The sequence below is a fragment of the Thermus brockianus genome, assembly GCF_001880325.1.
GTDB lineage: Bacteria > Deinococcota > Deinococci > Deinococcales > Thermaceae > Thermus > Thermus brockianus.
Window position 1 is genome coordinate 1,142,257 of record NZ_CP016312.1, and the last position, 18,629, is coordinate 1,160,885.

At 65.3% G+C, this 18,629-nt stretch carries 20 protein-coding genes and 2 tRNA genes; 5 read left to right on the forward strand and 17 right to left on the reverse strand.

Features of this window, described 5'->3' with window-relative positions:
- Positions 1 to 6: 6 nt before the first annotated feature.
- The gene (locus A0O31_RS05980; protein ID WP_071677934.1) at positions 7 to 567 is read left to right on the forward strand and encodes a lysophospholipid acyltransferase family protein; all 561 of its coding nucleotides are present in this window, start codon (positions 7 to 9) and stop codon (positions 565 to 567) included.
- 41 nt (positions 568 to 608) lie between these two features.
- Entirely contained in the window at positions 609 to 974 is a 366-nt protein-coding gene (locus A0O31_RS05985; protein WP_071677080.1) for a DUF4870 domain-containing protein, read from the forward strand.
- Here the strand turns inward: A0O31_RS05985 and A0O31_RS05990 are convergent.
- The gene (locus tag A0O31_RS05990; RefSeq protein ID WP_071677081.1) at positions 952 to 1,329 is read right to left on the reverse strand and encodes a 4'-phosphopantetheinyl transferase superfamily protein; all 378 of its coding nucleotides are present in this window, start codon (positions 1,327 to 1,329) and stop codon (positions 952 to 954) included. The two genes, A0O31_RS05985 and A0O31_RS05990, sit on opposite strands and share 23 nt — an antisense overlap.
- A gap of 53 nt (positions 1,330 to 1,382) precedes the next feature.
- Here A0O31_RS05990 and rsmF point away from each other — a divergent pair, with 53 nt between their 5' ends.
- Positions 1,383 to 2,750 carry a 16S rRNA (cytosine(1407)-C(5))-methyltransferase RsmF gene (gene rsmF, locus A0O31_RS05995; protein WP_071677082.1) on the forward strand — a complete coding sequence of 456 codons (1,368 nt, stop codon included), beginning with the start codon at positions 1,383 to 1,385 and terminating at the stop codon, positions 2,748 to 2,750.
- Here rsmF and A0O31_RS06000 read toward each other — a convergent pair.
- The 13 genes from A0O31_RS06000 to A0O31_RS06060 all read right to left on the reverse strand — a co-directional run bounded on the left by A0O31_RS06000 (position 2,739) and on the right by A0O31_RS06060 (position 15,137).
- Complete coding sequence (locus A0O31_RS06000; protein ID WP_071677083.1) at positions 2,739 to 3,785, reverse strand: 3-dehydroquinate synthase; 1,047 nt, start codon at positions 3,783 to 3,785, stop codon at positions 2,739 to 2,741. The genes rsmF and A0O31_RS06000 overlap by 12 nt on opposite strands.
- Complete coding sequence (locus A0O31_RS06005; RefSeq protein WP_071677084.1) at positions 3,763 to 4,317, reverse strand: shikimate kinase; 555 nt, start codon at positions 4,315 to 4,317, stop codon at positions 3,763 to 3,765. Before A0O31_RS06005 ends, A0O31_RS06000 begins: the two co-directional genes overlap by 23 nt.
- A gap of 16 nt (positions 4,318 to 4,333) precedes the next feature.
- Positions 4,334 to 5,485: a chorismate synthase gene (aroC, locus tag A0O31_RS06010; protein WP_071677085.1), complete on the reverse strand. Its 1,152-nt coding sequence runs from the start codon at positions 5,483 to 5,485 to the stop codon at positions 4,334 to 4,336.
- Between the two features lie 53 nt (positions 5,486 to 5,538).
- Entirely contained in the window at positions 5,539 to 7,815 is a 2,277-nt protein-coding gene (locus A0O31_RS06015; RefSeq protein WP_071677086.1) for a secretin N-terminal domain-containing protein, read from the reverse strand.
- Positions 7,816 to 7,826: 11 nt separating this feature from the next.
- The gene (locus tag A0O31_RS06020; RefSeq protein WP_071677087.1) at positions 7,827 to 8,771 is read right to left on the reverse strand and encodes a competence protein; all 945 of its coding nucleotides are present in this window, start codon (positions 8,769 to 8,771) and stop codon (positions 7,827 to 7,829) included.
- Positions 8,768 to 9,367: a type IV pilus inner membrane component PilO gene (locus A0O31_RS06025; RefSeq protein WP_071677935.1), complete on the reverse strand. Its 600-nt coding sequence runs from the start codon at positions 9,365 to 9,367 to the stop codon at positions 8,768 to 8,770. Before A0O31_RS06025 ends, A0O31_RS06020 begins: the two co-directional genes overlap by 4 nt.
- Entirely contained in the window at positions 9,357 to 9,980 is a 624-nt protein-coding gene (locus A0O31_RS06030; protein ID WP_071677088.1) for a flagellar protein FliT, read from the reverse strand. The genes A0O31_RS06025 and A0O31_RS06030 overlap by 11 nt, the downstream gene beginning before the upstream one ends.
- A complete protein-coding gene (gene pilM / locus A0O31_RS06035; RefSeq protein ID WP_071677089.1) occupies positions 9,973 to 11,106 on the reverse strand; it encodes a type IV pilus assembly protein PilM in 1,134 nt (377 codons plus the stop codon). The genes A0O31_RS06030 and pilM overlap by 8 nt, the downstream gene beginning before the upstream one ends.
- 192 nt (positions 11,107 to 11,298) lie before the next feature.
- Positions 11,299 to 12,303, reverse strand: coding sequence for a homoisocitrate dehydrogenase (locus A0O31_RS06040; RefSeq protein ID WP_071677090.1), 1,005 nt, complete (start codon positions 12,301 to 12,303; stop codon positions 11,299 to 11,301).
- 69 nt (positions 12,304 to 12,372) lie between these two features.
- A complete protein-coding gene (locus A0O31_RS06045; protein WP_071677091.1) occupies positions 12,373 to 12,882 on the reverse strand; it encodes a DUF5317 domain-containing protein in 510 nt (169 codons plus the stop codon).
- 35 nt (positions 12,883 to 12,917) lie between these two features.
- Positions 12,918 to 14,291, reverse strand: a complete 1,374-nt coding sequence (locus A0O31_RS06050) for an HD-GYP domain-containing protein (RefSeq protein WP_420855815.1) — start codon at positions 14,289 to 14,291, stop codon at positions 12,918 to 12,920.
- A gap of 692 nt (positions 14,292 to 14,983) precedes the next feature.
- Positions 14,984 to 15,059, reverse strand: a tRNA-Phe gene (locus tag A0O31_RS06055).
- 1 nt (position 15,060) lies between these two features.
- Positions 15,061 to 15,137, reverse strand: a tRNA-Asp gene (locus A0O31_RS06060).
- A gap of 65 nt (positions 15,138 to 15,202) precedes the next feature.
- On the opposite strand from A0O31_RS06060, the gene A0O31_RS06065 reads away from it, so the two are divergent.
- Positions 15,203 to 15,568: an SRA domain-containing endonuclease gene (locus A0O31_RS06065; protein WP_071677093.1), complete on the forward strand. Its 366-nt coding sequence runs from the start codon at positions 15,203 to 15,205 to the stop codon at positions 15,566 to 15,568.
- Here the strand turns inward: A0O31_RS06065 and A0O31_RS06070 are convergent.
- Positions 15,531 to 16,289, reverse strand: a complete 759-nt coding sequence (locus A0O31_RS06070) for a type III pantothenate kinase (protein WP_071677094.1) — start codon at positions 16,287 to 16,289, stop codon at positions 15,531 to 15,533. The genes A0O31_RS06065 and A0O31_RS06070 overlap by 38 nt on opposite strands.
- On the reverse strand, positions 16,290 to 16,712 hold the full coding sequence (locus A0O31_RS06075; protein WP_071677095.1) for an OsmC family protein: 423 nt from the start codon (positions 16,710 to 16,712) through the stop codon (positions 16,290 to 16,292).
- Between the two features lie 48 nt (positions 16,713 to 16,760).
- Between A0O31_RS06075 and A0O31_RS06080 the strand changes: the two genes are divergently transcribed.
- Entirely contained in the window at positions 16,761 to 17,855 is a 1,095-nt protein-coding gene (locus A0O31_RS06080) for an N-acetylmuramoyl-L-alanine amidase (RefSeq protein ID WP_071677096.1), read from the forward strand.
- On the opposite strand, the gene A0O31_RS06085 is transcribed toward A0O31_RS06080, so the two are convergent.
- Positions 17,852 to 18,625, reverse strand: coding sequence for a serine/threonine-protein kinase (locus tag A0O31_RS06085; protein WP_152024406.1), 774 nt, complete (start codon positions 18,623 to 18,625; stop codon positions 17,852 to 17,854). The two genes, A0O31_RS06080 and A0O31_RS06085, sit on opposite strands and share 4 nt — an antisense overlap.
- Positions 18,626 to 18,629 lie beyond the last annotated feature (4 nt).

Here is an 18,629-nt window from a genome sequence, read left to right on the forward strand (position 1 = left end):
TTTGAGATGCGAAGGTTAGCGGGTTGGGTACTTGGGCTTCTTGGGTGGCGTTACCACATGCCCCCGCCCCCAGGGGGGAGCTACGTGCTCATCGGGGCACCCCACACCTCCAACTGGGATTTCTTCATCGGAATCCTGGCCCTTTGGGCCTTGGGGATTCGGGCCCGGTGGCTCGGCAAGAAGGAGCTTTTCCGGCCCCCCTTGGGGTGGCTCTTGCGTTCCCTGGGGGGGATACCCGTGGACCGCTCTAGGCGGAGCAACCTGGTGGACCAGGTGGCGGAGGTCCTAAAGCGGGAAAACCTGGCTATCCTCATCACCCCTGAGGGCACCCGGGGGAAGGCCCCCTACTGGCGCACCGGCTTCTACTACATGGCCCTAAAGGCGGGGGTGCCCATTGCCCTGGGGTATGCCGATTTCCGCCGGAAGGAGGTGGGGATTGGGGGCTACCTTTACCCCACGGGGGACCTCAAGCGGGACTTCGCCGAGATCCGCGCCTTTTACCAGGACAAGGTGGGCCTGAGGCCGGAGAAACAGGGGCCCATCCGTATCCGGGAAGAGGTGGAATAACCGGGACTTGCCTTCTACCACATCGCCCTTAGAATGGGCGTATGGAACAACCCAACCCTATTGCGGATACGGAGCGGACTTGGGCGGCGGTGGCGCACTTGGCGCCTTTGGTGGGCTATTTCGTTCTCATTGGCCAGATCCTGGTGCCCTTGGCCATCCTCCTTTGGGGGCCTAATACCCCCTTTGTGCGGGCTCATGCCAAGGAGGCTTTAAACGGCCAGATTAGCTATACCCTGTATGGTCTTGCCTTGTTTCTGCTAGCCATTACGGTGGTTGGCTTGATCCTGGCAGTGCCGCTGGGCCTGGGGCTCGTGGTAGTGGCTTTATGGAATATGGTCCAGGGAGCCTTGGCGGCTGGGCGAGGAGAGATGTACCGCTACGTCCTCATTCTGCGCTTGGTGCCTTGACCTCTAGGACCACCACCGCCAAGGCCATGCCCCGCTCGTGGCTTAGGGTGAGGTGGGCGCGGAGGCCTTCCCTTTGGAGTTCGGCCTCGAGGCCCGGGGCAAACCGGAGCACGGGCCGCTTCCCCTCTAGCCCCACCCAAACCTCCCGCCAGGAAAGGGGCCTGGGCCAACACTTCTGAAAGGCCTCCTTGGCGGCCAGGCGGGCGGCGAGGCTTGGGGCGGGGTCTTGGTGGGTGAGGGCGTAGGCGACCTCCTCCTCGGCGAAAAGCCGCTTTAAGGCCCTTTCCCCGTGGCGGTCAAGGAGCCTCCGCACCCGGGCAATCTCTACGAGATCGGCGCCCACGGCCCGGATCACGGGACCAGTCTACGGCCTTGAGGGGAGGGGCTTATCCATGCTAGGGTACACGGGTGTTGCCGAAGGCGTTCCTCTCCCGCATGGCCGAGCTTTTGGGGGAGGAGTTTCCCGCCTTCCTCCGGGCCCTCACCCAGGGGGAGAGGACCTACGGGCTTCGGGTGAACACCCTTAAGCTTTCCCCCGAGGATTTCCTGAGGATCTCCCCCTGGCCCCTTAGGCCCATCCCCTGGTGCCCCGAGGGCTTCTACTACCCCGAGGAGGCCCGGCCTGGCCCCCACCCCTTCTTCTACGCCGGCCTTTACTACATCCAGGAGCCGAGCGCCCAGGCGGTGGGGGTGCTTTTGGACCCGAAGCCGGGGGAGAGGGTTTTGGACCTGGCGGCGGCCCCCGGGGGGAAGACCACGCACCTGGCGGCGAGGATGCGGGGAGAAGGGCTCCTCCTCGCCAACGAGGTGGACGGAAAGCGGGTGCGGGGGCTTCTGGAGAACGTGGAGCGCTGGGGGGCCCGCCTGGGGGTGGTCCAGGCGCCCCCGCGGGCGCTGGCGGAAGCCTTCGGTGCCTACTTTCACCGGGTGCTCCTGGACGCCCCCTGCTCGGGGGAGGGCATGTTCCGCAAGGACGCCGAGGCCATCCGCCACTGGGGGCCCTCGGCCCCCAAGCGGGCGAGCGAGGTGCAGAAGGCCCTTCTCGCCCAGGCCGCCCGGCTGGTGGGGCCGGGAGGGGTTTTGGTCTACTCCACCTGCACCTTCGCCCCCGAGGAGAACGAGGGGGTGGTGGCCCACTTCCTGAAGGAGCACCCGGGCTTCCTTCTGGAGGATGCCCGCTTCCACCCCCTCTTCTCCCCCGGGGTGCCGGCGTGGGGGGATGGTGGCCCTGAGCTCGCCAAGACCGCCCGGCTCTGGCCCCACCGCCTTCAGGGCGAAGGCCACTTCCTCGCCCGCTTCCGCCGGGTGGAGGGGGCCTGGGCCACCCCCAGGCTGGAGCGGGTTCCTCCCCTTTCCCAAGAGGCCAGGCGGGTGCTCGCCGCTTTTTCGGAAGAGGCGGGGCTGTCCCTAGAAGGCCCCATCCTGGAGCGGGCCGGGCACCTTTACCTCCTCCCGGAGGGGCTTCCTTCCCTGGCGGGCCTTAAGGCCCCGGCCCCAGGGCTCTACCTGGGCCTTGCGCAAAAAGGGCGCTTCCGCCCCGCCAAGGCCCTGGCCCTGGCCTTCGGGGCCACCCTGCCTTGGCCCAGGCTTCCTCGCCTCGCCCTGGCCCCGGAGGACCCCAGGGCCCTTGCCTTCGCCACGGGGGAAGGGGTGGCGTGGGAGGGGGAGGACTGCGCTTTGGCCCTGGTGGTCCTGCGGACGGAGGTGGGGGAGTTCCCCTTGGACTTTGGCAAGGCCAAGGGGGGGGTGTTGCGCCCCGTGGGGCTAGGGCTTTAAGAACCCGTGCGCCGTTAGCGTTTCCTGCCAGGCCGCATAGGCTTCCCGGACCACGGTTTCCGGTATGGGGCGCACCCTTAGCTTGCCCAAGGCCAGGGGTACCACCCAGTGGAGGCTTTCCGAAAGCTTTTTCTTGTCCCGCCCCAGGTAGGGGAGGAGGGCCTCCAGGGGGATGGGGGGAAGGGGAGGGGGGGAAAGCCAACGGAGGAGGCGGAGGCCCAAGGGGGTTAGGTCCTCGCCCCCCAGGGACCGGCCCAGGTGGGCGGCGAAGAGAAGGCCGTAGGCCACCGCTGCCCCGTGGGGCAGGGCGTGGCGGGTGTAGGCCTCGAGGGCGTGCCCCAGGGTGTGCCCCAGGTTTAGAAGCCGCCTTTCCCCCTTCTCCAGGGGGTCTTTCTCCGTGATGGCCACCTTCACCGCCACCGCGCGGGCCAGGTAGGCCTCGAGGCGGGGGTTTTCCGGGGCGAGGTCCTCCACCTCCAGGAGCGCCTCGTCCCCCGCGATGATCCCGTGCTTAAAGGCCTCCACCAGCCCCTCCTTGAAGGTGGAAGGGGGTAGGGTCCTGAGCGCCCTCAGCTCGGCGTAGACCCCTTGGGGGAAGTGGAAGGCCCCCACCAGGTTCTTGCCCTCAGGGAGGTTAAGCCCCGTCTTGCCCCCCACGCTGGCGTCCACCACGGCCAAGGTGGTGGTGGGGAAGGCCAGGTAGCGGATCCCCCTCAGGTACGTGGCGGCCACGAACCCCCCGAGGTCCGTGAGGGTGCCCCCACCCACCACCAAGAGGGTGGTGTTCCGGGGAAGCCCCCTTTCCGCCAGGAAGGAGAGGGCTTGGCCATAGACCCCTAAGGTCTTCGCCCCTTCCCCGCCCTCCAGGCCCAGGCGGTGCTCCACCCCGAGGGCCTTCGCCACCTCCAGGGCGAAGGCCTCCACCTGGCGGTCGTAGAGGAGGGCCCGGGGGCCTTCCAGCTCCACCTCGGCCAAGACGCCCTCCCCGATGAGGATGGGGTAGGGCACGGGACTACGGACGCTTAGCCTTTGCATACGCCCAAAGTTTCTCCACGATTTCCTCCACCACCTCCTCCACCTTGCGGTGGTCGGTGGACACGTGCACGTGGGCCTCTTGGTAAAGGGGGGCGCGGGCCTGCAGGAGGGTGCGGATGCGCTCCAGGGGGTTTTCCACCTGGAGGAGGGGCCTTTCCCCCGGCTTCCTGGTGGCCCGCTCCAGGATGGTTTCCGGGCTTGCCCAAAGGGCCACCACTGGGCCCCGGGCGAGGAGGAGGCTTCGGTTTTCCGGGTCCACGAAGGTGCCCCCGCCCAGGGAAAGGATCAGGAAGTCCTTCGCCACCAGCTCCCGCACCGCCTCCTTCTCCATCCGGCGAAAGGCTTCCTCCCCTAGGTGGCGGAAGATGTCGGGGATGGAAAGCCCCGTGTGCCTTTCAATGTAGCGGTCCAGGTCTATGAAGTGGAGCATCAGGGCCCGGGCCAGCTCCCGCCCGATGCGGCTTTTCCCCACCCCCATGAAGCCGGTGAGGCTGATAAAGGTGGCGGGGCGGGGGACCTCGAGGCGGGCCATGGGCCTATCCTACCCGCTAGTAGCGGAGGACCCGTTCCCGGTAGCGGGCCACTCGTTCCTGGATTTCCTCCAGTGTATCCCCGCCAAACTTCTCCAGGTAGGCCTGGGCCAAGACGATGGCGGAGAGGGCGCAGAGGATGACGCTGGCGGCGGGGACAGCCGTGGTGTCCGAGCGCTCGCGGGCGGCGTCTTTGGGCTCGTGGGTCACCACGTCCACCGTGGGAAGGGGGCGCATGAGGGTGGCGATGGGCTTAAGGGCCGCCCGGATGACCAGCTCTTCCCCCGTGGTCATGCCCCCCTCCAGGCCCCCGGCCCGGTTGGTGGTGCGATAGAAGCCCCGTTCTGGGCTCCAGTAGATGGCGTCGTGCACCTCCGAGCCCCGCTTCATGGCGTTCTCAAAGGCGGGGCCGATCTCCACCCCCTTGACCGCCGGGATGGAGAGGGCCATCTGGGCCAGGCGGCCATCCAGCTTCCGGTCCCAGTGCACGTGGCTTCCGAGCCCGGGCACCAGGCCGCGGAAGCGGGCCTCAATGACCCCGCCCAGGGTGTCCCCTTCCGCCTTGGCCTGGTCAATGCGGCGGATCACCTCGGCCTCCGCCTCGGGGTCGGTCATGCGCACGGGGCTTTCCTCTATGCGGGGGACGAGTTCCCAGACGAAGGGAACCTGGCTCCACACCCCGGCCATCCCGGGCACGTAGCCCACCCCTTCCACCCCCAAAAGGGAAAGGAGCTTTAAGGCCACCGCCCCCACCGCCACCCGCATGGCGGTCTCCCGGGCGCTCGCCCTTTCCAGGACGTCCCGCAGGTCTTTGTGGCCGTACTTGATGCCCCCCGCCAGGTCGGCGTGGCCGGGGCGGGCGGCGGTAAGGGCCTTTTTGCGGGGCTCGTTTCCGGGGGCTGGGTCCATGATCTCCAGCCAGTTGCGGTGGTCGGCGTTCCGGATGGCCAGGGCCACCGGGGCCCCGGTGGTGCGCCCGGCCCGTACCCCGGCCCGGAACTCCACGCGGTCCGTTTCAATGACCATCCGCCGCCCCCGGCCGTAGCCCTGTTGCCGCTTGGCAAGCCAAGGGTTGATGTCCTCTTCCGTGAGGGGAAGCCCGGCGGGAAGCCCCTCAATGATGGCCAGAAGCTCGGGGCCGTGGGACTCGCCTGCTGTGAGAAACCTCATGGGGTCATTGTAAAGGGGTGGGGCCTTAGGGCCCCACCCGGGCCTTGGCGGTTTTAGGGACGGTTGGCGGTCTCCCTTACGATATTGGCGGTTATGACCACCAGGAGTTCCTTCTCCGTGGTGTCCTGGCTACGCTGTTTGAAGAGTTCGCCGATAAGGGGAATATCCATGAGGAAGGGCACACCCTGTTGCGTCTGGTTGGTTTCCTGGGAGGTAAGCCCCCCTAGGACCACGGTCTGCCCGTCCCGCACCCGCAGGGTGGTGGTCACCACCTGCTTGGTAAACCGGTCCACATCCCCGTTCACGGGGTTGCGCTGGACGTTGCCGGAAACCTCGGCCTTGATGTTCAGGAGAATCTGCCCGTCGGCGGTGATCTGGGGAGTGGCCTCCACGATGATGCCGATGTCAAAGGGAACCCGTTCCTCCCGATCGTTCACCACACGGCGGATGAAGAAGGTTTCGCCCGATTGCAACCGTGCCGTTTGGTTGTTCAACACGAGCTGGTTTACATCCCTGAGGGCACGGGACAGGCCTTGTTTTTGTAGAGCATCTAGGGTCGCTATGATGTTCAGGCTGGCGAGGCTGCGGGTGCTGTCAAAGATCAACGACAGGCCAGAGCTCAGGATGCTCGCTACCACGTTGCCGCCGGAGATGGTGTTCCATCGGATTCCCAGGCTACGGCTCAGGTTGGACTGCACCTCTTGGATGCGCACCCTCAGGTTCACCTGGGGCACCGACTGGTCCAGCCGGGGGATGAGCCCCTCCACTAGGGCCAGATCCTCCTGGGTCCCGGTGACGATGAGGGTGTTGGTGCGCTCGTCCGCCACCACCGTGGCCGGGCGCCGGGTGGGGGTTTGCCCCTGCCCCTGGCCCTGGGCCTGGCTTTGGGCCTGGAGGGCCTCTTGGAGGACCTTGGCGAGCTCGCTGGCCTTGGCGTTGGAGAGCTGGTAAGCCCGTTGGAAGAGGGGAGGGCCCTGCTCGGGGGCCCGGTCAATCTGGGCGAGGAGGGTTTCCACCTCGGCCAGTTGCCTCTCCGTGCCCCGCACGGAGAGGACGGGTTGCCCCGGCACGGTCTGCACCACGATGCCTGGCACCTCCCGGGCCAGGAAGGGGGCCACCTTCTCGGCGTCGGCGAAGCGCAAGGGGTAAAGGCGCCTTTGCGTGGCCTCCTGGGTGGGGGCGGGGGCCTGCGGGGGCACGTCCACCGCCTTTAGGAGCTCGGCGAAGAGGGCCTGGTCGGCCTCACTGGCCTCCAGGAGTAGGGCTTTGGGGTTGCTGGGGATGCTTTCCAGGCGGGCCGTGGGAAGTTCCTTTTCCAGAAGGGGCTTTAGGCGCTCCTGGGCCTCGAGGAAGGTGAGGTTTTGTAGGGCGTAGACCCGGCGCACCTTGGCCGGGGGTTTGGGGACATCGGCGGCCTTGAGGAGCTCGGCCAGGCGGGCGTGGTCCTCCTCCGTGGCCAGGACAAGGGCCTTTTTGGGGTCCGTGGGCACCACGCTGATCTGGGCCCCGGGCACCTGGGCCTGGAGGAAGGCGAGGAGCTCGGGGAAGGTAGTGTGGGTTAGGGCGTAGGCCCGCTCCAGGCGGGGCTTGGGCTGGGCCAGGGCGGGAAGGGGCCGGAAGTCAATCCCCGCCCGTTGGAGGATATCGGAGAAGCGGGCGTGTTGCTCGGGGGTGGCCAGGACGGAGAGGATGGCCTTGAGACGCCCGGCCTCCTCCACCACGATCCAGTTCACGTTGAGCCCGGCGGCCTCCCGGGAGAGGAAGGGAAGGAGGTCGTTTTGGACCCAGGCTTTGGCGGATTCCACATTGGACACCACCTGGACTTGTCCCCCCTGGCTTTGGATGGCTTGGCGATAGGCAGCCTCGGGAATCCCCACCACATAAGGCCTGCGCTCCGCCGCCCCGGCGCGGCTTGGGGCGTCCACCAAGGCGGTGATCACCTGGGTGGGGGCCACCACCACCACGTCCGGGGGCAGGAAGAGGTAGTCCAGGTTGAACTGGGCCCCGTAGGTGGCGAAGAGGAGGTCCCACACCTCCCGGAAGGGTTTGCCCTGGAAGTCCAGTTTCACGTTGGGCAAGGGGGGCTGGGCCTTGGCCGGGTCCCCGGAGGCGTCGTAGGCCCGGTAGATGAGGGGCTGAAGGCCCACGCTTTTGGCCAGGGCTTCCAGGACCACGTCCAGGGGCAAGGTGGCCCCGGCCCGCACCTGGCTCTCCGAAACCTTTAGGTCCACCCTGGCGGCGAAGCGGGGCTCGTCCGGAAGGCTCCCCGCCAGGGCAAAAAGGCTCAAGCTTCCCAAGGCCCAAATCAAGACCCAAACCAAGGGCTTCATAAGGGTTCTTCTCACTGACCACCTCCCGCTTGCGCTTGCGAAACTGCCAGTTCTAACGTTTCCTCTTTCAGGGCTAAGGTGATGCGCTCGCCTTCTATACGGCGCACCACCGCCTCGGTCCCGGGGATGGGGCTACCCACAGGCAGGACCAGGTAGCCCTCCTTGCTCTCCAGGATGGCCACGCTTACCGGGCCCAAAAGGGTACCGGATAGCTTAAGCCCCTTTTCCTCCACCAGGGCCTCGAGGGGGGTCTTGGCGGGGCCCTCCGGGGCTTGGCCCGGCGTGGGCGGAGCCTCCTGGGAAGCTTGGGATAAAGGCGCTTCCACGAGGGCGGTGGGTGGGGCCGGGGCCACGCTGGCCTCCACCGGGGCTTGGGCTACCTGGGCCTTGGGGGTGGGGGTGAGCACCTTGGGGGCGGGAAGGGCCCCGGAGGTCCCGGGCAGGGGCCTTGGGGCGGTGGCCACCTGGGGCGTGGGCAAAGGGGTGCCCTGGCTCACGCGCACCGGGGCGCCCGTGGGCACCGGCTGGGGCCGGATGGCTGGGGTGGGGGTGGGCGAGGAGAGGGGCGGGGCCGCCGTGGCCGGAACCTCCACCACCAGGGGTACGAAGGGGTTAGGGGGTGGGGCTTCCTGTTTGGCTTGGGGCAGGGGGAGAGGGGTGGTCTCGGCTTTGATGGAGGCTTGGGGGGCGGTGGGCGCTGGGGAAGGGGTGGGCGGGGAGGGTTGGCTGGGGGCGGATTCGGCCAAAGGAGGGATGGGAGGGGCCTCGAGGGCCTTCGGCGTTTCCTCAGCGGGGGCTTGGGGCGTTTCCGCCGCCACCGGCGCCTGGGCGGGCAGGTAGAAGCCCACGTACCACAAGCTGATGGCCAGCACCAGGAGCAAACCCGCCAAGAGAAGTTTGGTGGACTGGGGCAGGTTTTGCCACGCCTGGGCGAGGCGCGCGAGGGTTTCCTTCACCGCTCACCTCCTTGGGTTGGCTGGCCCGAGGGCGCGCCCGTCTCTAGGTCCCTGGCCAGCATGTACAGGGTCAGGGTGAGGCTCGTGCTCAGGATGGGGTTTAGGTCCTGGCCCTGGACGCTCAGATTAATCCCGGAGAGGGAGCTAAAGCGGGAAAGGCCTTCTAGGCGCTTTAGATAGGCGTAGGTTTCGGGGAAGGGCGCCTCGAGGGACAGGGCTAGGTTCACCGCCCGCACCTCGGGCACGGGGGCCGAGGTGGGGGAGCGGGTGAAGGAGCGCACCGTTACCCCGCTCCGGAGGGCTTCGCCTAGGATCTCGTTCAGCACCTGGGCGAGCCGTTCCTCCCGGGGAAGCGCCCTTAGGAAGGCCTGGCGTTCGGCCTGGAGCGCCGCGATGGCCGCCCGGAGTTCCGGGAGGGCCCTTTGGGCCTGGCGCCCCCGGTCCCGCTCGGGGATTAGGGTCTGGATCTCCTGGCGCACCGTTTCCGTTTCCTGCCGTAGGGGGACGATGAGGAGGAAGTACCAAAGGAGGGCCACCACCACCGTAAGGGCGATGGCGATGAGGGCCCATTCCCGTTGTCCCAGCCTAGCGAGCACCTTGCTCACCCCCCACTACGCCCACCCGGGCGCTGAAGGTGTAAAGCCCCCGGTTCTGGTCCAAGGATGCCCCCTGGAACTCTATGCCGAAGCGGGGCGAGGCTTCAAAGGCCTGGATGAAGCGCACCAAAGCCCCCTGGTTCAGGGCCTCCCCCTGAAGGGTGAACTCCACCCGCACCTTCTTGCCGTCAAAGGCCCCGTTTTGCGCCTGCTGGGCCGCTTCCTCTTCCGTGAGGGCCCGGGTACCCACGGAGCGGAGCGCCACGGGGAAGCGCCCCCCTTCCCGGGGGATCTGGTTGATGAAGGTGGCCAGGTACTCGGACCAGGGGACGAAGTTCTTGCGCAGGCCCTCGCGGATGGCGAGCAGGGCCTCGAGGGCCTTCCTTTCTTGTTGCAGGCGGTTTTGCTCCTGGATGAAGGGCCTTAACGCCTCCACCTCGGCCCTAAGGGCGTCCCGCTCCTCCTTGGCCAAGGAAAGCTCGGTGTAGGCGGTGTAGTGGAGGAAGCCCAAGACCAGGAAGACCACCAGGGCGAAGAGGGCCGCCACCAGCCGCCACCAGCCGGGTTCCACCCGACGGCGCAGGTTCTTGGGCAGGAGGTTTAGCCTAATCAAGGGGACTCACCCCCCTCAAGGCCAGGCCCACGGGCACCATGAGCTCAGCCCCTGCTTCCCGCAGCTTCTCCAGGTCAAAGCGCTTGGGGTCTATCTGGACCCCGTTCCAAGGGTCGGGTACCAGGAAGTTGACCCCTAGGGTGTCGGTGAGCAAGGTGCTAAGCCCCCGTAGCCGGCTTCCCCCGCCATAGAGGTAACCCACCTCGGGCTGGATATCCCCGAGTTGCACCCGGAAGAACTCCAAACTACGGCGGATTTCCTGGGTCAGCTCCACCAGAACGGGCCGGATGGCGTCGTAGATGCGGGCGGGGCTATACCGCTCCCTTTCGGCATCAAAGTCCAGGAGGAGTTCCTCGTCCTCGGTGGGGATGGTGGCGAGGCCATAGGTGCGCTTGACGTCCTCGGCGGTGAGGAAGTCCAGGCCGAAGCTCTTGGCGATGGCCTCGGTGAAGTCCTTGCCCGAAAGGGTGAGGAGGCGCACCGCCAAGGGGCGGTCCCCCCGGGTGAGGACGAGGCTCGTGCTTTCCGCCCCGATTTCCACCGCCACCACGGTGCGGTCGGGCTCCCGGTTCAGCTCTTCCTCCAAAGGGTAAAGCCCGGCGAAGGGTTTGACATCCAGGACCACGGGGGTGAGCCCCGCTTCCCGCAGGGCCTCTATGAGGCTGGCCACGGCTTCCTGGCGTGCCGCCGCCACCATGACCTCCATCTGTTCCCCCTCGGCCACCTCCGCCAAAGGGTCCAGGGGAGCGAAGTCCAGGACGACCTCGTCAATGGGGAAGGGGATGTAGCGCTCCGCCTCCCATCGCACAGCTTCCTCCATCTCCTTGGGAGGCATCTTGGGCACCTGGAGGGTGCGCAGGATGAGGGCGGGATTGGGCACGGCGCTCACCACGTACCGCTTCTTAGTCCGGGCTTCGGCCAGGAGCTCGCGGATTTCCTGGGCCAAAGTACCGGGTTCCCGGACCACGCCGTCCACCACGGTGCCAGGAGGAATGGAGCGGGTGGCGTAGGCCCTGAGCGTTGGGGGGTGGCCGGAAAGCTCCACCAGCTTGAGGCTGGAGGCCCCCACCTCGAGGCCCAACGCTTCCACCCGAGGTCTAAATAACTTGCTCAAACCCGAGAACACGGCACCTCCTTATCAAGTTTTGGGAAGGACCAAACTCGAGGTCATAAGCGAACCTGCCTTTAGTATATACTGCCCAGAGCAATTTGAGAAAGAAGCCCTCTGGGTACCTAGCCTTAGTTTAGATGTTCTCAACTATAAATGTAAAACGCTTGACCCTCCCCCTAAAGGGGGGAGGGCTTTAGGCGCCGAAGATCAAAGCGCCTTGAGGGTTTCCACCACGGCGCGGGTGAAGGCCTCCGTGGTAGCATTCCCCCCTAGGTCAGGGGTGCGCGGGCCTTTTTCCAGGACCAGATCCACCGCCCTTTCCACCTTTTTGGCTGCCTCCTTTTCCCCGAGGTAATCCAGCATCATGGCGGCGGAAAGAATGGTGGCCGTGGGGTTGGCGATGCCCTTGCCGGCGATGTCCGGGGCGGAGCCGTGGACGGGCTCAAACACCGCCGTGGTATCCCCGATGTTGGCGGAAGGGGCTAACCCCAGGCCCCCCACGAGCCCGGCGGTGAGGTCCGAAAGGATGTCCCCCAGGAGGTTGGTGGTGACGATTACGTCAAAGCGTTCGGGACGCATGACGAGCTGCATGGCGCAGTTGTCCACGATGATGTCCTGTACGTTGACCAGAGGGTAGTCCTTGGCCACCTCCCGCACCGTGTCCAGGAAAAGGCCCTGGGTTACAGGAAGGACGTTAGCTTTGTGGGCGATGTGGAGCATCTTGCGGGGACGGCTTTCCGCAAGCTTCAAGGCCACGCGCCCGATGCGCTCGCTGGCCTTCTTGGAAATCACGGCGTCGGCGATGGCCACGTCTAGGTAGCGCCGCTCCTGTTCCACGTAAAGGCCTTCCGTGTTCTCCCGCACGATGATGAGGTCCACCCCAGGGCGGCTTCCCGGGATGGGACGGCTCTTGGCGGGACGGACGTTGGCGTAAAGGTCCAGCCGCCGCCTCAGGTAGCGGATGGCCCCGAAGAAGCCCGGTACCTTGCGGGTGGGGCTGGTGGCGGCCCCGAAGAGGGTGGCGTGGCAAGAGAGGATCTTCTCTACGGTTTCCTCAGGGACGGAGGTCCCTCTTCGCTCAAAGGTTTCCCAGCCGGCTTCGGCCTCCACGAACTCCAACGGGAGCCCGGTGGCCTCTAGGACTTTCCTGGCGGCGGGCACCACCTCGTGCCCGATGCCGTCTCCTTCAATCAAGCAGATGCGGTACGCCATCTTGCCTCCCGGTTAGGGGTATCCCCCCTCCATATACACTACACTGCTTTCGGCAGAGGAGGGTGGGGCTTAGGCCCGCAGGGCCAAGAGAAGCCAAACAAGGGCCAGATACAGGAGAACCCGCAATGCTTGCTCCCGGCGGGTGAGGCGCGGGCGGCTAGACTTTAGGGCCCCTTCCACCACCACCCCCCCGATGCCCAACAGGATGAAGAGGTCCCCCGGGCTCACCACCTTGCGCAAAGGGGGTAGAGGAATCACGTCCCCCAGGAAGGGGAGGCGGGTGGTCTCGTCTAACAGGGCGTGCACGGCATCGCCCTTGGCCTGGACAACGGGCACGAAGTCCCCGAGGCCTACCCGTTCCAGGGCCTCGGCGCTCACGGGCATGTGCCCCCCGTTGGCGAAAATGACGGCGGTATTAAGAAGGAGCCCCACCAGGACCAGGTAAAGGCTTTTGAGATGGCGGTTTTGGTAGAGGCCGTAGCCCACCAAGAGGAGGACCACCAACTTGGCCAAAGGCCCCGCCCACTCCGGTTGGAAAAGACCCCGGTAGGTGCCGTAGGCGAGCCCTCCCTCCACCAAGGCGGCGAGGAGGAAGGCCCAAGGGGCCTTTAGGTCTATCCCTCCGAGGTCCTTGGGCCGGACTCCGAGGGCGAGGGCGAGTCCGAGGCCAAAGAGAGCTGCGGCGAGGTAGAGCGTAATAAGGATCCCTCCTTTGCTGCGAGGTAGGTTTCCCGGTCACGCCAGATGGGGTTTTGCTCCCAAAGTTGGGTGAAGAGGCGGACCAGGTCGGGGTCAAACTGGCGGCCGGAGTTCTCTTGAACCTCCTTTAGGGCTTCCTCGGGCGTGAGTGCCTTCCGGTAAGGGCGCCCGGCGGTCATGGCCTCGTAGGCGTCCGCCAGGCCCACGATGCGGGCCTCGTCTGGGATGTTGTGCCCGGCGAGGCCCTTGGGATAGCCCCGCCCATCCCAGCGCTCGTGATGGTGGAGGATAACCCGGTAGACCAGGTCGTCAAAAGCTACTTTCCGGGCTGGGGAGAGGAGTTCCACCCCCTTTTGCGGATGGCTTTGGATAAGGGCGTACTCCGCGTCCGTGAGGTTTCCGGGCTTCAAGAGCACTGCTTCCGGGATGGCGATTTTGCCAATGTCGTGAAGCCTCGCCGCCCGGTAGATGTCCTGGGCCTTGGCCTGGTCCTTGTAGAAGGCCAGGGCCAGGTCCCGGGAGATATCCGCCACGCGCTCGGAGTGGAAGCGGGTTTCCTGCTCTTTGGCCTCCAGGGCGTTCATCAGGACTTCCAGGGTGGTATCAAAGGCCTGTTCTAGCCTGACCTTCTCATCCCAGTAGAAGCGGCTGTAGTAGAGGGGGATGAGGAACATAAGGACAGTCCACCCCCCCCAGTTGCCGATAAGGGGCGTCTCGTAGGCCCGGGCCAGGAGGAGGGCGAGGGGGGAGAGGAGGATGTAGCTGAGGGCAAGCCAGTTAAAGTTTTTTCGCCAGACTTCTGTAAAAGGGGTACCACTATCTAGGTGGATTATGTACGTTACCGATCCGATATTCGCGACAAAAAAAGCCAGGGAAGCCAGAACAATGCCAAAAGCTGCGCTCAGATTCCAGCTCCCTAGCCAGAGGGGGTTTTCCTGAAAAAAGGTCCACACCAGGGCAGCGAAAGCCGTGGCAAGCCCATCTTGCGAGCGGTTGAAAAGTTCTTTGTACCAGACGCTTCCCCCCCATTGCGCCAAAAAAGCGACCAAAGGAGCCACCCAGGGTGGGGTAAGGATAAGTAGCGCGAGCGCGAAGAGAAAGAGTTGGCTCATGCCCGCACTCAGAGGTAAACGAACTTCTACCCTGACACTCCAAAAAACCAATCCGGCCCAGAAAATTAGGTCCCAAATGTTTAACTGGAGGGGCTTGTCTTTGTATTGCCAAAAGAGGTAAGCTTCTAAGGCCGCAAAGGCTGCGAAGCAACCGAGAACAAAGAGAAGGATGCGCAAGGGTGGTACATCTACGCCTTTGCTTTGCAATAACCTCTTTAAGCTTGGGAGTGCCACGCTATGAGGATAGCATGCTCTGAGGAAAAAGGAAAACTGGCCAGAAACCTGGCCAGTTCTTTTACCTCCAGTGAGCGCTAGCCCCAGCTGCAAGCCCGAGAGCGATCAGAGAGCCGATGAGCGTCAGAGCCTTAGCGATGAGCTTCTTCATCTTCATCCCTCCTTTTCCTCAGCTTCCGGGGGGTCGGCCCCGTTTGCTTGTCTTTCACTTTAGGGGGGGTCTGTCAATACTGTCAAGAGGGGAAGAATAGATATCTACACGATAAAAACTGCCATTACCGCCACATAAACTTGGAACGACGAAGATTTACACTACCCAGCCTAGCACAAGGCCTGCCAGCTGGGTAGAGGTCCTGGTTTGGGGGGGAACCTTCCGGGTTGGGGGAATACGAGGAACAACAAAGAGGCCCGTGGGGCTAACTACCCCACGTGGCCCCAATGGCCCGCTTTAAATGCAACCCCAGAATACACCGGCAATACCCAAAAAATGCGAATCCGCCGAAAATTTACTGCCCCAAATGCACACCCGGAATTAGGGAATTTTGCCGCAGGTTCCCACCCCCTTCAGGTTTAGTTTAGCAAGAAGGGGGACCGGGGCAAGGGCAAAAAAGAACCGCCCCATTGGGGGCGGTGGTTGGTGCCGAGGGGCGGAATCGAACCGCCGACACTGCGATTTTCAGTCGCATGCTCTACCAACTGAGCTACCTCGGCCTGGCGGCCCCGACGGGACTCGAACCCGCGATCTCCCACGTGACAGGCGGGTGTGTTAACCAACTACACCACGGGGCCTAGAGGTTTTGCCGGGTCGGGGGCGTCCGACCGGGCACTTAGGATGATAGCCGGGGGAAAGGGAAGTGTCAAGGTTAACCTGGACCGAGGTCTTCGCCTTTCACCGCACCCGGAGGGGGATTGGCCGGCAGAGCTTGTTGGTGGACCGGGGGGAGTCGGGGTACCGGAACGTCTTCCTTCCGGATGGCCGCATCCTCTACATGGGGGAAGGGAAACGGGGAAACCAGGAGCCCTTGGGGGGCAACTTGAGGCTTCTCCTGGCCCACCAGGAGGGGACCCCTTTTCGGGTTTTCCTCCGGGAAGGGCCCGGGGTTTGGCGGGTGCTCGGGTGCTACCGGGTGGAGGGGTGGCGCTACGCTCTTCTGGAAGAGGAGGGGCGGTACGTGTACTGGTTTACCCTTGCGCCTTGTAGATGCGAAGGAGGCCCTTGAGGGTTAGGTCCTCGTCCACCACGTCAAAGGAGGGGCAGAGGTCCTTGAGGGTGCCGGCGAAGCCTCCGGTGGCGATGACCAAGGCCTCCCCTGCCTCCTCCTTGAAGCGGCGCACCATGCCCTCCACCAAGGCGGCGTAGCCCAGGACGAGCCCCGAGCGCAAGGCGTCCAAGGTGTTCTTGCCCACCACGCCCTTAGGGGGCACCAGGTCTATGCGGGGCAGTTTGGCGGTGCGGGCGGCGAGGGCGTCGGCGGCGGTCTGGGGGCCGATGGTGATGGCCCCGCCCAGGTAGCGGTTGGGGGCTTCTACCAAGTCAAAGGTGGTGGCGGTGCCGAAGTCCACCACGATGTAGCGGCCCGTGGGGCTTGGGTAGCCCAGGGCCCCCACGGCGTTCACCAGGCGGTCCGCCCCCGCCTCCTTTGGGTTGTCTATGAGGACCTGAAGGCCCGTGCTTTCGGCGTCCACCACCTGGGCCCGGATGCCGAAGAGCTTTTCTATAGCCTCCTTCATCTCCCGCTCCACCGGAGGGACCACGCTGGAGAGGAGGGCCGCTTTGGGGGAAGGGAGGCCGTCCAGGGAAAAGAGGTTTTTGAGGAGGACGCGGTACTCGCTTTCCATCCGCATCCGGTCGGTGTGGATGCGGAAGTGGGCGATGAGCTCGTCCCCGGCGAAAACCCCGAGGGCGGTGGAGGTGTTGCCGATGTCCACGGCGAGGAGCATTTAGCCTTCCTCTCCCTCTTCCCAGGGTTCCAGGACCACGCGGGTGGTGATCTCGGCGTTGAGGCTTGCGGAGACGGAGCAGTACTTGGTGTGGGAGAGGTGGACCGCGCGTTCCAGGGCCTCGAGGGTCACCCCCGGCCCCGAGGCGATGTGGGTCACGGTGATGTGGGTATAGCGCCGGGGATGGGTTTCCGCCCGCACCCCCTCCACCTCCACCCGGTAGCGGGCGAGGGGTTGCTTCTTCTTGCGCATGATGTCCACCACGTCGTAGGCGGTGCAGGCCCCTAAGGCCATGAGGAGGAGTTCCATGGGGCGGGGTCCGGTGGCGGGCTGGTCCCCGTCAATCATCACCTTGTCCCCTTGCTCGTTCACCCCAAGGAACCGATGCCCCACGATGTTATGGACCACCACCTTCTTCGTCATGAGCTGGATTTTACCAAGCCCTCGGCTTTGCCGCTAGAATGGGCGTGAATGCGGGTTCTCCTTCTGGTTTTCGCCCTGGTATGGAGCCTGGCCCAAGCCTTTCCCCGCATTGGGGTGCACGAGGGCTTTACCCGGCTGGTGTTTGACCTGCCGGGGAAGGAGGTGGCCTATACCCTGTCCCAGGAAGGGGGCCTTTTGGTCCTTCTCTTTAAGGGGGTGGACGCCGAGGCCAAGGACCAGGTGGTGAACTCCAAGGAGGTGGCCTCGGTGCAAACCGTCCCCGAAAAGGGGCAGGTGCGGGTCCTGGTGCGGCTGAAGGCCCCCGTGGAGGCGGCGACCCATCGCTACAGCGACCCCGAGCGCCTGGTGGTGGACCTGAGCCTTAAATCGTCCCCTCCTCCCCCCACTAAGCCCACAGACCCGCCCACCGCCAAAGCGCCCAAGCCTCCCCGGCCCGTGGTCCTCCTGGACCCTGGCCACGGGGGGGTGGACCCGGGGATGGTGGGGTACGTGGTGGAGAAGGAGGCGGTGCTGGACGTGGCCCTCAGGCTCAAGCGCTTTTTGGAGCGGGAAGGGATAGAGGTGCGCCTTACCCGGGACCGGGACATGCACCTCTCCCCGGACAAGCGGGAGGACCTTTCCCGGCGGGCGGCCATGGCGGATAGCTCCCAGGTCAATCTCTTCATATCCATCCACGTGAACGCCACCCCTACCCGCACCGCCCAGGGGGTGGAGGTCTTCTACTTCGGCCGGGCCCAGGACCCCCGGGTCTTGAGCCAGGTGATCCGGGAAAACGGCGGGGGGGACATCGGCCAAAGGCTTACCCGGGAGGCCCAAAGCGTCGCCGAGCGGATTCTCACGGACATCGTGGCCCAGGCTAACCAGCGCTACAGCCAGCGCTTGGCGGAAACCCTGGGGCGCAAGCTTTCCCAGGCCACGGGAAGCCCTTACCGGGGGAGTTTTCCTGGCGACCTTTTTGTCCTCCGCTACGCCAAGGTGCCGGCGGTCTTGGTGGAGATCGGTTTCGGCGACCATCCGGTGGAGGGGCGGAGGCTTGCCGACCCCGCGTACCGGGACAAGGTGGCCCAGGGGCTTTTGACAGGCATCCTCACCTTTTTGGCCAACGGGGCCTTTGCCCGCTAGAAGGGGAAGACCTCTAGGGCTTCTTTGGCTGTGGGGAAGCGCTTGGCGGGCTGCTTGGCCAGGAGGCGCCCTAAGAACGCCTCCTGCTCGGGTTCCAGGCCGGGGATGGGGGGGATCGCCCCCTTTAGGTGTCCCCAGAGCACCTCCTCCGGGGCCCCCACGAAGGGGTGTTCCCCGGCCAAAATCCAGTACAGGATGACCCCGGCAGCGTAGACGTCCGCCTCGGGGCCAGGGCTTTGCCCCAGGACCTGCTCGGGGGCCAGGTAGGGAAGGGTGCCCACCCGCAAGGGCTTTTTGAAGGCCTCCAGGGCGGGCCCCGAGAGGTCAAAGTCCACCAGCCTGGCCTCGTCCGTGCCCGCCACGATGATGTTTTCCGGCTTTACGTCCCGGTGGACCAGGCCTCTTTCGTGCATATGGGCGAGGGCGGAAAGGAGCTGGCGGAAGACCAAGAGGGCCCTCTTGCGTTCGGGGCGTCGGAGCATCCAGCGGCCCATTTCCTCCCCGGGGGCGTAGGCCAGGAGGAGGGCGGGGCCCTCCTCCAGGTCCAGGGCCTCGAGGACCGGGTTGATGTTGGGATGGGAAAGCCTCTGCCCCACCCATAGCTCCCGGTCCCTGCGGGCCTCTGCCCCCTTGGGAAAGACCTTGAGGGCGTAGGGGGTGCCGAAGCGGTCAAAGGCCAGGAAAACGCTTGCCAAGGCTCCCTGGCCCAGGAGCCGTATAACCCGGTACTTTTCCAGGAGCACCTTCCCGGTAAGGCTCACCCCCCTCACTATA

Coding starts and splice junctions, on each gene's coding strand:
- A0O31_RS06075 (WP_071677095.1), bottom strand. CDS start 16,712: ATGACGAAGAAGGTGGTGGTCCATAACATCGTGGGGCATCGGTTCCTT.
- A0O31_RS06015 (WP_071677086.1), bottom strand. CDS start 7,815: ATGAAGCCCTTGGTTTGGGTCTTGATTTGGGCCTTGGGAAGCTTGAGC.
- A0O31_RS06080 (WP_071677096.1), top strand. CDS start 16,761: ATGCGGGTTCTCCTTCTGGTTTTCGCCCTGGTATGGAGCCTGGCCCAA.
- A0O31_RS05980 (WP_071677934.1), top strand. CDS start 7: ATGCGAAGGTTAGCGGGTTGGGTACTTGGGCTTCTTGGGTGGCGTTAC.
- A0O31_RS06070 (WP_071677094.1), bottom strand. CDS start 16,289: ATGCTCCTCGCCGTGGACATCGGCAACACCTCCACCGCCCTCGGGGTT.
- aroC (WP_071677085.1), bottom strand. CDS start 5,485: ATGAGGTTTCTCACAGCAGGCGAGTCCCACGGCCCCGAGCTTCTGGCC.
- A0O31_RS06000 (WP_071677083.1), bottom strand. CDS start 3,785: ATGCAAAGGCTAAGCGTCCGTAGTCCCGTGCCCTACCCCATCCTCATC.
- A0O31_RS05985 (WP_071677080.1), top strand. CDS start 609: ATGGAACAACCCAACCCTATTGCGGATACGGAGCGGACTTGGGCGGCG.
- A0O31_RS06005 (WP_071677084.1), bottom strand. CDS start 4,317: ATGGCCCGCCTCGAGGTCCCCCGCCCCGCCACCTTTATCAGCCTCACC.
- A0O31_RS06040 (WP_071677090.1), bottom strand. CDS start 12,303: ATGGCGTACCGCATCTGCTTGATTGAAGGAGACGGCATCGGGCACGAG.